Below are 13794 nucleotides of genomic sequence, written 5' to 3'. Positions count from 1 at the left end.
GGATCCCTTCAAGAATCGTAGACTGGCGTTGCGAACGCGCGTCAGTCTTGCGCTGGACGTATGAAAAAGCCCGTTTCTCGTGCCAAACACGAGAGACGGGCTTTTCGCGATTTTACTAAATCCAGTTGCCTGTATTACTCTGATGCGGGCAGAGCCGCGAATTCAGGCGGGGTAGCCAACGCGGAATCCGCCGGCCTTCCCGGTACCGGCCTGGAAGCATCGGCCGCCTTCCCCTCACTCCAGCCCCCGCTTCCGGGAAGATCCTTATCCCTGCTCGTTCCCTCCCAGGAGATCTTGGCAAGCAGGAAGCAGAGGATGACGTTCAGGAGAGACACCGCCAGCAGGACAAAGCTCGTTGAGGCGCCGTTCATGCCAGCACTGCGGCTGAAATAGATCGCGTGCGTATTGGCGTAGACGGTAGCTGTGAACGCAGCGGCGAAGCCAAGCTGCCTCTCGTCCCGCCGCATCGCGAAGGCCGCCAATGCGAGCGCAATCGCCGGATAGAGGTAGCGCTCATGCATGCTGGTCGAGAAGGTAAACACGCCGACGATCTGGATCAACCCGGCGAGATAAGCCGCGTCGGGGCTCTTCGCCCGGTGATAGATTACCCAGGAGAACAGCGTTGTTACGGCGATGAAGACAAGCCCCCAGAGGTGATAGCTGATGAGGAAGCCCACCTGCTCGCTCGGTGTGTAATTCGTGCCGATCAGGCCGAAGAAGTTGAAGGCATTTACCGAAGCATAGGGATACTCTCCTACCGTGCTCTTGTACAGGTCGATGATCCAGAGGGGGTCCTTCCCAATGGAAAAGGGGAGGAGCAAGAGGATCGCCGTTCCGAGCGCAGCACCTGCCGCCTTCACCCATTGCATGAGGCGGCGCCCTCTCACCAGCTCGAAGAAGAGAACCGGCAGGAAGATGATCCCTTGCGGCTTCATCAGAATCGCGATGGTGAACAACACCGCCGAAAGGGTCGGCCTGCGATAAGCAATGGCCGACAAAGCAAGCAGGATGAGCAGCGTAAAGAACGAATCCACCTGCCCCCAGAAGGTCGAGTTGAGAAGCACCGCCGGATTCAACAGATAGAAAGCGGCGATCAAGAGCCCCGCTACTTCCGGCAGCCGCTTGCGGGCGATCCGGTAGAGCAGCCAGGCGGTCGCGGTATCCGCAAGAAGCGCAGGCAGCTTCAGCAAAAGCACGGAATAGCCGCCTACACCCAGACTGGCGATTGCCTTCCCAATCGGGTACAAGATGTAGATGTAGACGGGCGGATAATCCGCGTTGCCATTCTGATAAAAGTCCGCTAGGCCCTGGGCTGCCGTAAGCGCCCAATTGCGGAACAGCGACAAATCATTGTGTGCCCCCACCCAAGGGGCAATCGCCATGCGAAGAAGGAAGCCTCCTCCAAGGAGTGTAGCCAGCAACAGCTTGCGGTTCTCCAGATTCAAGGAACACGTACGATTCTCTGGATTCATGGAAGACGTGCGGTTCTCCGCACTCAAGGAAAGCTTGCGCTTTTTGAGCCAAATGCCTGCCGCAACGACTATTGCGGCGAAGCCAGCAACATAGAGCAGGAGGGGCGTCTTCAGCCATTCACTCGCGCTGGTGCCGCTGAATCCGCGTCCGCCCATTCCCATGCCGCCGTCGGCGAATCCGTTGCCGCGACCTCCTCCCGCTTGACCTTGTCCGAAGCTTCGATCAGAGGAATCGGTTCCAGCCGCGCTGCCCGTGCCGGCCCCTTCTCCGCGGGTTTCTCCCGTGCCTCTGCCTTGTCCCGGCAGGCCCTCGCGAGTCGAGGTGCGATCCGGTGTGTCGTTGCCCGCACCGTCATTCGGCTGCACGGGCGTGCCGCTCCCGGGACTGGTACCCGACCCGCTCCTGCCCGTCCCCGTTCCATTGTCGCCGCCGTATCGGTCGTTCCCGAAAGCCCAGCCTCCGCCTTCACCCATGAAGCCGCGTCCAAACCCTCCGGCGGTGCTCATGCTCTTCGCATTTTCGTAGGAGGTACTCCCCTGGTACCTCCAAAGCGAATAAACAGTCGTCGCAAGGGTGATCGCCAGAATGAGCAGCATGGTGACTCTGGCACGGTTTGCTCTTTTATCCTGCATGAACGCCATCCTTCCGCCTCGATTGAGTTGCTCCGAACAAATTTGCACAAATTCGCATCCTTGCATCCAGTCTAACGACCTCACCTTAAATGAGCCTTAATCCCACCTGAAGACAAGCCAAATCCAATCAAAAAAACCCCTTCCGCCGCTGGAATCAACGGGGAAAGGGCTGGAGCGTGTTTGCAAATCCGTTCTAGGTGGATAACACAAGGGTTTGGTCCGAGGAAAAGCGAGTTTACCTGTTATTTGATACGCTCTACCTTATTTTTCATCAACCACAGGGTGGCGACAATGAACAGCACGCCGAAGGCGATTTCGTAAAGCAATGCCCCGCTCAGCCAATGGGTAATGGAAGAAGGCCCGCTCACGTTTACACCTGACATGTCGGCCGATTCGCCCCATCGAATCGACAGCATGCGAAAGATCTCGCTGCCCCCATCCTCGACTTGGAACAGGTATTCTTCCAAGCGGGAAATCCCCGTGAGCAGTAGGTTGTATCCGACAATCGCAACCAGTACGCGGTATTTAAAGTGAAAGCTGTAGATGAAGGCAATGAGCAGGTAGATCGAAATGACGGAAAAGAGGAACGCCCACGTCCCAATGGCAAGGCCAGCCAGAAAATCTTGGAAGCTAACCGGATCAACAAGCTTGGCAAGTAGATGACGGGGAAAGGCCTGCTTCAGCAAGATTCCATGAAGAAGAGCAAGAAGGGCTATCACCGCAAACCCGAGTAACCCATAGATAAGCGCAGCAAGGACATGCGAAACCGGACGCAAGGGAAGCAATCGGCGGGAGGGCAGCTTCAGCGATTGGAAAAAGCTGCGGATGCTCTCGACCGAAAATACGATGAAGGCGCCGATGTAGCCCGTCCCGCTCAGCATGATCACACCTGCTTCGGTAATCTGCCGGACGGGCGGAAAGAACAGGAGGTACAGCTCGAGCAGGACCAGTATGCCGAGCACCCCGAGCAAATGATTTCTTCGCTGCTTGAGCTGATAATAGAGGAGCATCCTCATTCCGCAAACACCTCCCGAAACGTTTCCTCGACCCCGACTCCCGACAGGCGCAGATCCTCCACCTCTTGCTGCAGGACGATTTTGCCCTCCTGGATCAAGATAACCTCGTCAAAGATCCGTTCAATGTCTCGAACCAGATGGGTGGACACGACCAGGGTGCTGTCCTCGGAGTATTGCTCAACAATGGCGTCCAGAATCTTCCCTCGGGCCACTGGATCCACCCCGCCGATCGGCTCGTCGAGCAAGTACAGCGGAACGCGGCGCGATAGCGCAAGTGTCAACTGAAGGCGTTCGCTCATCCCCTTGGAGAGGGCCGTTACGGGGTCGGATGGCAACAGCTTCATAAAGGAAAGCAGCTCTCGCGCCTTCTCCCGATCAAAATCTGCGAAGAAATCGGCGTAATAAGCAACGGCATCCTCCACCTTCATCCACGGCTCCGTGAGCGGCTGATCCGGCAGGAAGGAGACGAGGGAGCGCGTTGCAAGGCCCACCGGAACTCCTTGTACCTTGATCGTTCCGCTATCGGGATGGGCAAGGCCCGCGATGAGCGACATCAGCGTTGTTTTACCGCTTCCGTTCGGGCCGAGCAGCCCGACGATTTTTCCCGGATCAAGGCTCAAGCTGACTCCGTTCAGCCCTCGAGTGCCTTTGTACCGTTTGGTGACATTTGCTAGCTCCAGAAGGCTCATACTTCCTCCCCCTTTCCCTCTTGTTTCGTTTGGATGGCGTCGGCTACGATTGCAGTGATGTCGTCACCCGCAAAGCCGAGCTCCTTCATTCCTTCCAGAAACCGGTCGAGCAGTTCGCCGGCCATTTCCTTCTTGATCGCCATGATCTTCCCTTCCTCGCTTGTCACGTATCGGCCTAGTCCGCGGCGACTCTCAACGGTTCCGTCTCTCTCCAGCTCCTGGAGAGCACGCTGTACCGTATTGGGATTGATCTGGAGCTCTGATGCCAGCTCCCGAACCGCTGGAACCTTGTCGCCGGGCTGCAGCGCTCCCGTCACCATCTGCCGCTTGATGTGGGTCATGATCTGCAGGTAAATGGGCAGGTTGTTGTCAAATTCGATGGGCATGCGTCGTGCACCCTCCTTTCCGGATGCGAGCTCATCAGCTTACATCTCTCTTGCAGAAGAGCAAGTAAGAAATCCCGATAACCAGTCCTGCATAGATGGCCAACATGGTCGCGGAGAAACCGAGCGTCATTCCCGCCATGGGCGGATGCCCTGCCGCATAGACCGAAAGATCGGTGTTGGGAAACAGAACATACTTGAAAAAGGGCTTGGGAATGCTGAGGTCGTTCAGCATGGCAATAAAGATGCCCATCCCGATGGCTTTGCCGCCGGATCGCGTCAACACGGCGATCATTAGGGCGATCAGCACATAGATGACCAGGAAAATCCATTCGTACACGCCCGCCAGGAGCAATTGGTTCCAGGTGTCTCCCGCCGCCATCGTGAAGCCAAAGGTTGTGCCTCCCGCCAGGAAGAATGCCAGAAAAGCAAAGAGGGTAAACGTCAACGTATACAAGAGAGAGACAGCCAGCTTCGCGGTCAGAATACTCGCACGGCTGTGGGAACGAATCAAGAGGAACTTAATGGTGCCATAGCGATATTCCTGCGTGACGATCTTCACGGAGCTCGACACCGCGAGGATAAGGATTAACAACCCGCTGCCGCTCGGAGCGAGCATTCCGGTCGTGAAGTCAAACCCGGATGCAAACAGGTCTGCCTTGATGGAGTGGATGATCACCGCACTCCCACCGGCGAGAATCGCGAGCAGCAGATACGGGACGAAGAATCCCGGACGCTTCCAAAGCTTAATCCATTCGTTCCAAAGAAGAAGTCCCCAACTACGCAATGCGGTTGCCCCCTGTCCATTTCAAGAATTCGTCTTCCAGCGATACCTTGTGTTCTTCCAGGCGATGAATACGAACCCGCTCCGCCGCCAATTGCGCGATCAGCTCCGGGATGACAGCCTCTGCGGCTTGCAGGAACAGCGGTGCGCCTACTTGCACGCCGGATAGAGAGGAGAATGCCAAACCCTCGCTTCCGCCTTCCGCCTGTTCAAGCAGCTGCACATCCTTGCGCATGGCGAGCAACCCTCGAGCAAGCTCTCGATGTTCGGCGGCTACTCGCAGCTCCAGGTGAATGCCCACCGTCGTCTTCGCCTCTTGGGCGAGGGATTGGACCGTCACGAGCTTCCCTTCCTGGATCACCACGACACGGTGGCACATCAGCTCGATCTCGGCGAGCAAGTGGCTCGAAACGAGAACCGAAATGCCTTCCTCGGTGGCGATGCGCTTCAAGTATTCGCGCATTTCACGAATTCCGGCCGGGTCGAGCCCGTTCGTCGGCTCGTCAAGGATGAGAAGCTTCGGGCGATGCAGGAGAGCTTGTGCGATGCCAAGCCGCTGCCGCATCCCGAGCGAATATCCCTTCACCTTGCGTCCCATCGCATCGGTTAGACCTACCAGACGGATGACTTCGAGCATCCGCTCCTCGCTCACCCCGGGCGTCATGCGCTGGTACTGCTTCAGGTTATCGTAGCCCGACATGTACGGATAGAACTCTGGATTTTCGATGATGCCGCCAACACACTTCATGGCAGCGGCGTGATTGGCGCGTACGCTTTGTCCGGCGATATAGATATCTCCCTCGTTCATGCCGATCAGCCCGACGATCATCCGGATCGTTGTCGTCTTGCCCGCGCCGTTCGGACCGAGCAGGCCGACCACCTCGCCGCCGCCGATCTCAAAAGACAGATGATCCACGATCGCCCGGCTTCCGATTCGTTTGGTAACGCCCTCGAGCCGGAGAATCGGCGTCTGTCCTATTCCCGCCTTCGAGACCCCTTGATTAGAACCGATCATATTGTTTGCCTCCCATTGTATCGGTGTGTTAGTTACATAGTACACTAAAACAATGGATTAAGGAAGCCCTTCTTGTAAAAAAATGCACCCGGCTTCCTTCGTCATGAGGCGAGGTTTGCGTACAACCACAGGTGAAAAGGATGAGCCTCTGTTCGATTTATTCATGCTATAATCAATTCAATTGTGAACGGGAAAGGGGACCCTATGGGCCACTTCGGCTTTTCCTATATCGGACTGTTATTTCTCCTCATGCTCTTTATTCCCAATCTCCTCTGGACCAAGTTCCAACCGGAAGGCTACTCCTCGACAGGTGAGGACAAGCTGCTCTCGCTTCTGGAGAAGGTCGGCCAAGCGGGTGTCACCGGTATCGCTCTCCTTTTCTCCGACTTCAACCTTCGCCCGTGGTCTCCTTGGAGCTTCTGGCTTGTCTTCGCCTTTCTGATGATGATTCTGTACGAGCTGTGGTGGATTCGCTATTTCACCGGCAACCGCAGCCTGTCTGTGTTCTACAGCAGCTATTGGGGAGTGCCGGTCGCAGGCGCTACGTTGCCTGTCCTCGCCTTCTTCCTGCTAGGGATCTACGGGAAAGTGATCTGGATGCTGCTTGCTGTCGCCCTGCTCGGGATCGGGCATATTGGAATCCACCTTCAGCATCGGAAGGCCTTGAACCTCTAGAACGGACTCCAATCAAAAAAAGGCATTGTTCCAAGCAGGCGACGCCTGTCGGAACAATGCCTTTTCCTATTTCGAGCGGGGCGAGGTACCCGCCCTTTTAAGCTCAACGATGCGGACTCACGCTTTTCTAGCTCAACGATGCGAGTTCCCGTTTTCTAGCTCAATGGTGCGGGACCTCTGCCTTTTCAAGCTCAACGGCGTTGCTCCCACTCTTTCTAGCTCAACGTATGCAGGAAACGGGTGATGGTCAGAAGCCCTTTATCAAAGTTCTCCAGATGGAAATGCTCGTTCGGAGCATGAAGGTTTTCATCCGGCAGCCCAAAGCCCATTAGAACAACCGGTGCTTTCAGGACACGAGCCATCGCTTCGACAATCGGAATCGAGCCTCCATCCTTTGTGAACACGGGGCGAGTTCCGTAGACTTCCTCGAAGGCGTCAGCCGCCTTTTGCAGGATGGGGAGCGAGGGATCAATGGTAAACGGATTGCCCTTCTCGCGCTGGACTACGGCCAGCTTCGCTCCAGTCGGCTTGTGCGTGTTCAGGTGGCGTTCGATCTTATCGAGGATGTCCTGTGGGTTCTGGCGGCCGACGAGGCGGCAGGTAATCTTCGCATGGGCTTCGCGAGGAATGACCGTCTTCGTGCCTTCACCCTGGAAGCCGCCGTATACACCGTTCAGCTCCAGCGTCGGGCGGGCACCGGTCCGCTCCACATAGGTGTAGCCAGCTTCTCCGAACAAGTCATCCAATGCGAGCTCGCGCTTCAGCGCTTCGTCGTCAAACTCCTTGCGGGCAAGCTCTTGACGCATTTGCGGCGTCAGCTCAGGCGCATCATCATAAAAGCCGTCGACGTTGACCTTGCCGTCAGCTGTATGTAAGGAAGCAAGCAGCTCAACAAGTGCGTGGAGGGCATTGGGTACGCCGCCACCGAAGGTCCCCGAGTGCAGGTCCGTGTTTGCCGTCGTGATTTTGACATCGAGCGAGCACAGGCCGCGCAGACCGGTGCAGATCGCCGGCTTATCCGGGCCGAGCAATTCCGTATCGGAGATGAGCACTGCGTCAGCCGCCAGCTTCTCGGCATTCTTCTCGAGGAACGGGTGCAGGTTCGGACTCGTCACCTCTTCTTCTCCCTCGATGCAGAACTTGACGTTTACAGGAAGCTTGCCTTCCTGCTTCAGGATCGCTTCTACGGCTTTCACGTGCAGGAAGAGTTGACCCTTGTCGTCCGTCGCTCCGCGAGCATACAGCTTGTTGTTGCGAATCTCGGGCTCAAAAGGCGCCGAATCCCACAGGTTCAGCGGATCGACCGGCTGTACGTCATAGTGGCCGTAGACCAAGACGGTCGGTTGACCCGGTGCGTGCAGGTGATCGGCGTATACGATCGGATGCCCCGCCGTCTGATGAATTTCGACATGCTCCAGGCCTGCCTGGGTCAGCTTGTCGGCGAGCCAGGATGCCGCCCGCTGCATGTCCGGTTTGTGCTCGGATAGGGCGGAGATGCTGGGAATGCGGAGCCAGTCCTTCAGCTCGGCCAAGTGGGTTTCGCGGTGGTCCTGAAAATACGATAGATAGTCCATGTGAATCCTCCTTACGAAGTCAACCCACCGGAAGCTCGGAGCACGACGGGGGCTCTCCTCTTCCGGTGGGACGTGGTTTCCCTTATTTTACTACAAGCGGTGGGGAAAATACGAGCGAAACGGCAAGTCATGTCAAGGGGGCCTCTACACCACCATAAGCACGAGGAAATAAATGGCCATGCCGCTGAACACGAGCGTCACTCCGAGCGTTGCGATATCCAACGCCGTCATGTCGGCCGAGGGACTCGAATCCGACTGCCCCTTATGCTCAGACTGACGCCGGAAATACCCGATCGGCTTCATCAGTAAGGGACCGAGAAACCCGAGAAGTCCGATCAACAGCGTGCTGATGCTGGCCTTGTCGGCATAGCCGTCCGCCGCCATCGAACCATTGAAATGGACCGGTACCTGATCCGGCATGCTCGGGTAGAGGATGGCCAGCAAGAGGAGGGGCAGCGCCCCGATCAACCAGTTGATCCGTTGGAATCTCCTCGTACGCTTGGTGCGAGGAACTGCCTCGCCCTCACGGGAATGCCTCGTTTTCTTTAACCCCTGATTCATCGGATTGTCCTCATTTCCCGTCGTCTGTTATTCGTACCGATTCCAGACTGTGATCTCATCGATCGGAAGTCGGTAGGTTGGATGGGCCTCGCGGGCCGCTTTGCCGATGGCAATGAGCATAACCGGGACATACCGTTCCGGGACATGGAACGCGTCCTTGAACTTCACGGAATCGTACCCGCCCATCGGCACGGTGTCATAGCCGTGCGCTTTGGCGACCAGCATCAGCTGCATGGAGACAAGCCCGCCGTCCACGAGCACCACGCCGCGAGCCGCTTCGATCGGCAAGTTTTTGTAGGTCTCGATGTTGCGAGGGACCATTCGGTTCTTCGTCTCTTCGTTCATGTAGCCCATCTCGACAGCGCTCGAATAGATGCGCTCGGTGTTCTGGTAGGAATCGAGATCGCCCAATACTGCGATGACCGCGGAAGCGTCGACCACCTGCTGCTGCCCGTAAGCGATCGGCTTGAGCCGTTCTTTCTCTGCCGGGTCGGTGATGACCAGGAAGCGCCAAGGCTGAAGATTGGAGGACGAAGGTGCCAGCGCGGCTTCTTCCAGCATCTGCTTGAGTTCCGCTTCCGAAATGGTGACAGTCGGATCGTAGTAGCGAACGGAATGCCGTTCTCGAATCACATCAAAAAAAGCAGGTTCCATGGATGCAGCGCCTCCCGAATGCAAAGTTTGGAATTCGGGATCATTATACCCTTTTCATAAGTCGCTTACAAAGGATATGCGCAAAGGATTACGCCTCCGGGGTCTCCGGTCCGTCGATCAGGTCGACCACGCCGACAGCCAGGGCGCCGATAGCCGCTGCTTTGACCAGGTTTTTCGCAGCACCCTTGACGCGCTCGCGGTCGAACTCCTTGGCGCCGATCACGGCATCCTTGCCGTTCCGATATACGTAATCTGCTCCCTGAATCGTGCCGCGGATGACCCGATTCGTCGCATGGCCGAGATCAGACAGCCCCGCATCTCGCTTCGCCTCATCGGCGGAGATCAACCCGGCTCCGGTATTCCAAAGGCCGCTCGCAGCCGTTCCCAGTGTTTCTCCAGTCTTGGCCGTGACGCTCTCCACGCTGTTTCCGATCTCCTTGATCGTCGAGCTGCCCGTCACTTCTCCGATCACACGCACGCTTCCCCCGATGACAAGCCCGGTCATTCTTCCGGCGTAGCTCCCCGCTTTCTTCAAGAAATCCATTGTGTCTGCCCCTCTCCCGTACGGATTTGCTGCAGCCTGAAACAGCCGCAAGCCCTGCCTCATCATACGCGCGGCAGGGCTTGATCGTTTCGGGTTTTCGACAACTCATCGTTATTCGTTACATGTGGCAGGGGCTCGGTCGTTACATGGCAGTTAGACGGCGGCAAACTGACTGTTGTACAGGCTGGCGTACCCGCCATTAAGTCGAAGGAGTTCATCGTGTGTACCCTTTTCCACAATGTTTCCGTTCTCCATGAAGAGAATCATATCCGACTCCCGAATGGTGGAGAGCCGATGGGCAATCACGAAGCTCGTGCGCCCTTCCATCAGGCTTAGGAATGCCTGCTGAATGAGCTGCTCGGTGCGGGTATCGATGCTGCTTGTCGCTTCGTCCAGGATCAACATGGGCGGGTCCGCCAGCATGACGCGGGCGATGGTGAGCAACTGCTTTTGCCCGCCCGACAGGTTGTCTCCCGATGTCGACAAGCGTGTGTCGTAGCCCTCGGGCAGCCGTTTGATGAAGCTGTGCGCCCGCGAGGCTTTGGCGGCGGCAACGATCTCCTCGTCCGTGGCTCCCGGCTTGCCGTAGGCGATGTTCTCGCGGATCGTGCCGCCATAGAGCCACGTCTCCTGCAGAACCATCCCGAACGCTTGCCGCAGGCTGTCTCGCGTCATGCTGCGGATGTCGGTTCCGTCCACACGGATGGAGCCTTCTTCCACATCATAGAACCGCATAAGGAGGTTGACGAGGGTGGTCTTGCCCGCTCCCGTCCGGCCCACAATCGCCACCCTCGTTCCTGGAGGCACCGTCAGGCTGAAATCGGTGATGAGCGGACGGTCCGGGGTATACCGGAAAGCAACCTGATCAAATTCAATGGTCGCCTGCTTGCGAACGAGCTTACGCGCTTCGGGCGCATCCGTGCTCTCGGAGGGCTGATCGAGGATGGAAAACACCCGATTGAGCGATGCGGTGGCGGCTTGAATCTGGGTGAGCACCCCGGTTACTTCGTTGAAGGGCTTCGCAAACAGATTGGAGTAAATCAGGAAGCTGGACAGGTCCCCGACGGAAATCCCGCCATAGATGATATCCAAACTGCCGATGATGGCAACAACCGTAAAGGTGATGTTGTTGACGAGCCGCGTTGTCGGGTTCGCGAGCGAGCCGTTGAATTGGGATTTCACCCCAACCTTGTACAGGTCTTCGTTGCGGCGGCGGAACTCCTCAGCCGTATGCTCTTCGTAGTGGAAAGCTTGCACGACCTTTTGGCCGCCGATCGTCTCTTCGGCATAGCCGTTCAGGCTCCCGAGCAATTTGGCTTGCTCGCGGAACAGCTTCTGCGAGCGAGTGGTGATGAAGCGAGCCACGTAATAGGAGATCGGAGCCGAGATCAGGACGACCAGCGTCATGAGCGGACTGATGAACAGCATGAAGGCGATGGAGCCTGCAATCGTGAAGATTCCGGTAAGGAAGGTCGAGAAGCCTTGCAGCATGCCGTCCGAAACGGCGTCCATGTCATTGATGAAGCGGCTGATGGTGTCTCCATGCGGAGTCCGATCATGGAATTTCAGCGGCAGGGCATTCAGCTTGTCGAACAGGTCATCCCGCATGCGATTGACGGTCTGATACGACAGCTTGTTCGTCCAATAAGTTAGCAGCCACCCGAAGAAACTCCCGATTGCATAAACGACGGCAAGGCCGAACAAAATGCCTCCAATCGAGTGAAAATCCACCGTCCCCGGGCCTACCATATGGTCGATGGCCCGACCGATCAGAAGCGGACCGGCTACGCTGGCTGCAACGCTGATGAGAGCGGCGATTACCGAGCCGATCGCAAGACGGCGGTAGGTCTCGGCATAAGTGATGAGTCTTCTCCAAGCTTGCCAAGCGGTCATCGGTTGCTCGCCTCCTCTGCGTCAAGTTGAGATTTCGCAATGTCTCGATAAATGTCGTTCATGGCGAGCAGCTCCTCATGCTTGCCGATCCCGACAAGCCGTCCTTCCTCGAACACGAGAATCTGATCCGCATGCTGGATGGAGCTGACGCGCTGCGAAACGAGAAGCACCGTGCTTCCGCTGCTTTGTTCCCGAATCGCCTTGCGCAGCGCAGCATCGGTTGCGTAATCGAGCGCGCTCGACGAATCATCGAGGATGAGGATGTCAGGCCGTGAGATCACGGCTCGCGCGATGGTCAGCCGCTGCTTTTGCCCGCCCGATAGGCTGAGACCCCCACGAGCTACAGGGGAATTGTACTTTTCCGGCATGGTCTGAACAAAATCATCCGCCTGGGCGATGCGAGCGGCTTGCAGGACTTCCTCGTCCGTCGCATCCTCCTTGCCCCAGCGAATGTTCTCGGCGATGGTTCCGGTGAACAGCACCGCCCTCTGCGGCACGAGACCCACCTTTTTGCGCAACTCAAGGAGGGAATAATCCTGCACCGGGATGCCTTCCACCTTCACAGTCCCGTTCGTTGCTTCATAAAAGCGGGGAATCAGATTGATGAAGGTGGTTTTACCGGAGCCGGTTCCCCCGATGAGGCCGACGGTCTGCCCCTTTTGAATCGTCACATTGATTTTCGACAAGGCTTGTTCCCCGGTGGTGTTGTAACCAAACGAGACATTTTCGAATTCGATCGCGGGAACAGCGGAGGACTGCGAGTCGGTTGCTGCTGCCCGTTTAACGGCGTTATGGTCTTCCGTCGTTGCAAAGTCTTTAATCGAGGATTCTGCCGCCAGCACCTCGTTTACCCGAGCTGCGGAGGAGAACGCCTTTGTGAAAATAACGACGAGATTGGAGACGACGATGAGCGCCAGAAGAATCTGCGTAACGTAATTGATGAAGGCGATGATTTCCCCTTGCGACAAGCTGCCGCCTTCGATTCTCCATCCACCTACCCAGAGAATTGCGATAATCGCAGCGTTCACCACCAATGTGGTGATCGGGTTCATCAGCGCGGACAGCCGCCCGACGCGAATGGCCGTTGCGGTCAGATCGTCCGAAGCCTCGCGGAACCGGGCTTTCTCTTCTCGGGACTTGGCAAAGGCGCGGATGACCCGCACACCGGACAGGTTCTCGCTCAGAATGACGGCCAGCCGGTCCAACTTCCGCTGATAGCTGCGGTACAAGGGAGACGTCCGGCTAATGATCCAATAGAGCAACAGCCCGAAGATCGGAGTTGCCGCGAGAAGCACGAGTGATAGCCGAAAATCAAGGATCATCGCCATGATGATGGCCCCAATGCAGATAAAGGGAGCTCGAATGACGAGGCGAATGAGCATCGCAACTGCGAATTGCAGTTGGTTGACGTCATTGGTCAGCCGATTGGTCAGCGTCGAGGTTCCGAAGCGATCCAGCTCGGCATAGGAAAATCGCGAGATGTGGCGGAACAGAGCATTGCGCAGCGAGGTCCCGAAGCCTTGCGATGCTCGCGCGGCATAATATTGGCAAACCAGTGCACTCGCGTAGCCGCATATCGTCATCACCAACATGATGCCGCCCAGCTTCAGCACATAGGGACGGTCCTGGTTGCCCACACCGTGATTGATGATCAAGGCCACGAGCGTTGGGAGCAGAAGCTCCAGGATCGCCTCAATCAGCTTGAAAAGGGGACCCAGAATCAGTTCTTTGCGGTACGGCTTCAAATGCGGGGAAAGCTTCGATTTTTGCACAAAACCAACACCTTCTGTAAGAGTAAAAAAGCTTATGTCCTTCAAGTGTCCCATCCGATTGGCTTGGTCGATGGGGTAGAATATATGGGGTACACCCGTCATTGGGTCCACGGGATTGACGGGAAGCTT

Annotated in this window: 13 protein-coding genes; 1 reads left to right on the top strand and 12 read right to left on the bottom strand. The window is 56.9% G+C overall.

Annotated elements, in window-relative coordinates; all coding sequences use genetic code 11:
• Window positions 1-134: 134 nt before the first annotated feature.
• The 6 genes from AAFN83_RS13405 to AAFN83_RS13380 form a co-directional block, all read right to left on the bottom strand.
• Window positions 135-2105: a glycosyltransferase 87 family protein gene (locus tag AAFN83_RS13405; RefSeq protein WP_347770145.1), complete on the bottom strand. Its 1971-nt coding sequence runs from the start codon at window positions 2103-2105 to the stop codon at window positions 135-137.
• Window positions 2106-2347: 242 nt separating this feature from the next.
• Window positions 2348-3121: a hypothetical protein gene (locus AAFN83_RS13400; RefSeq protein ID WP_347770143.1), complete on the bottom strand. Its 774-nt coding sequence runs from the start codon at window positions 3119-3121 to the stop codon at window positions 2348-2350.
• Window positions 3118-3810: an ABC transporter ATP-binding protein gene (locus tag AAFN83_RS13395; RefSeq protein WP_347770141.1), complete on the bottom strand. Its 693-nt coding sequence runs from the start codon at window positions 3808-3810 to the stop codon at window positions 3118-3120. The genes AAFN83_RS13400 and AAFN83_RS13395 overlap by 4 nt, the downstream gene beginning before the upstream one ends.
• Entirely contained in the window at window positions 3807-4196 is a 390-nt protein-coding gene (locus tag AAFN83_RS13390) for a GntR family transcriptional regulator (RefSeq protein WP_347770139.1), read from the bottom strand. The genes AAFN83_RS13395 and AAFN83_RS13390 overlap by 4 nt, the downstream gene beginning before the upstream one ends.
• A 34-nt stretch (window positions 4197-4230) precedes the next feature.
• Window positions 4231-4980, bottom strand: a complete 750-nt coding sequence (locus AAFN83_RS13385; protein ID WP_347770136.1) for an ABC transporter permease — start codon at window positions 4978-4980, stop codon at window positions 4231-4233.
• Window positions 4973-5992 carry an ABC transporter ATP-binding protein gene (locus tag AAFN83_RS13380; protein WP_347770134.1) on the bottom strand — a complete coding sequence of 340 codons (1020 nt, stop codon included), beginning with the start codon at window positions 5990-5992 and terminating at the stop codon, window positions 4973-4975. Before AAFN83_RS13380 ends, AAFN83_RS13385 begins: the two co-directional genes overlap by 8 nt.
• Window positions 5993-6196: 204 nt before the next feature.
• Between AAFN83_RS13380 and AAFN83_RS13375 the strand changes: the two genes are divergently transcribed.
• Window positions 6197-6667 carry a hypothetical protein gene (locus AAFN83_RS13375; protein ID WP_347770132.1) on the top strand — a complete coding sequence of 157 codons (471 nt, stop codon included), beginning with the start codon at window positions 6197-6199 and terminating at the stop codon, window positions 6665-6667.
• Window positions 6668-6882: 215 nt separating this feature from the next.
• Here AAFN83_RS13375 and AAFN83_RS13370 read toward each other — a convergent pair whose 3' ends face one another.
• The 6 genes from AAFN83_RS13370 to AAFN83_RS13345 form a co-directional block, all read right to left on the bottom strand.
• Window positions 6883-8241 (bottom strand): dipeptidase, encoded by a 1359-nt coding sequence (locus tag AAFN83_RS13370; RefSeq protein ID WP_347770130.1) that lies wholly within the window; start codon window positions 8239-8241, stop codon window positions 6883-6885.
• A gap of 144 nt (window positions 8242-8385) precedes the next feature.
• A complete protein-coding gene (locus tag AAFN83_RS13365) occupies window positions 8386-8802 on the bottom strand; it encodes a DUF1648 domain-containing protein (protein ID WP_347770128.1) in 417 nt (138 codons plus the stop codon).
• Window positions 8803-8829: 27 nt separating this feature from the next.
• The gene (locus tag AAFN83_RS13360) at window positions 8830-9456 is read right to left on the bottom strand and encodes a nitroreductase family protein (protein WP_347770126.1); all 627 of its coding nucleotides are present in this window, start codon (window positions 9454-9456) and stop codon (window positions 8830-8832) included.
• 88 nt (window positions 9457-9544) lie between these two features.
• Window positions 9545-10000, bottom strand: coding sequence for a hypothetical protein (locus tag AAFN83_RS13355; RefSeq protein ID WP_347770124.1), 456 nt, complete (start codon window positions 9998-10000; stop codon window positions 9545-9547).
• A 153-nt stretch (window positions 10001-10153) separates the two neighbouring features.
• The gene (locus AAFN83_RS13350; protein WP_347770122.1) at window positions 10154-11893 is read right to left on the bottom strand and encodes an ABC transporter ATP-binding protein; all 1740 of its coding nucleotides are present in this window, start codon (window positions 11891-11893) and stop codon (window positions 10154-10156) included.
• Window positions 11890-13665: an ABC transporter ATP-binding protein gene (locus tag AAFN83_RS13345; protein ID WP_347770120.1), complete on the bottom strand. Its 1776-nt coding sequence runs from the start codon at window positions 13663-13665 to the stop codon at window positions 11890-11892. The genes AAFN83_RS13350 and AAFN83_RS13345 overlap by 4 nt, the downstream gene beginning before the upstream one ends.
• Window positions 13666-13794 lie beyond the last annotated feature (129 nt).

It is taken from the genome of Gorillibacterium sp. CAU 1737 (genome assembly GCF_039888655.1).
Taxonomy (GTDB): domain Bacteria; phylum Bacillota; class Bacilli; order Paenibacillales; family NBRC-103111; genus Gorillibacterium.
This window is presented reverse-complemented; position numbering and strand designations above follow the sequence as displayed.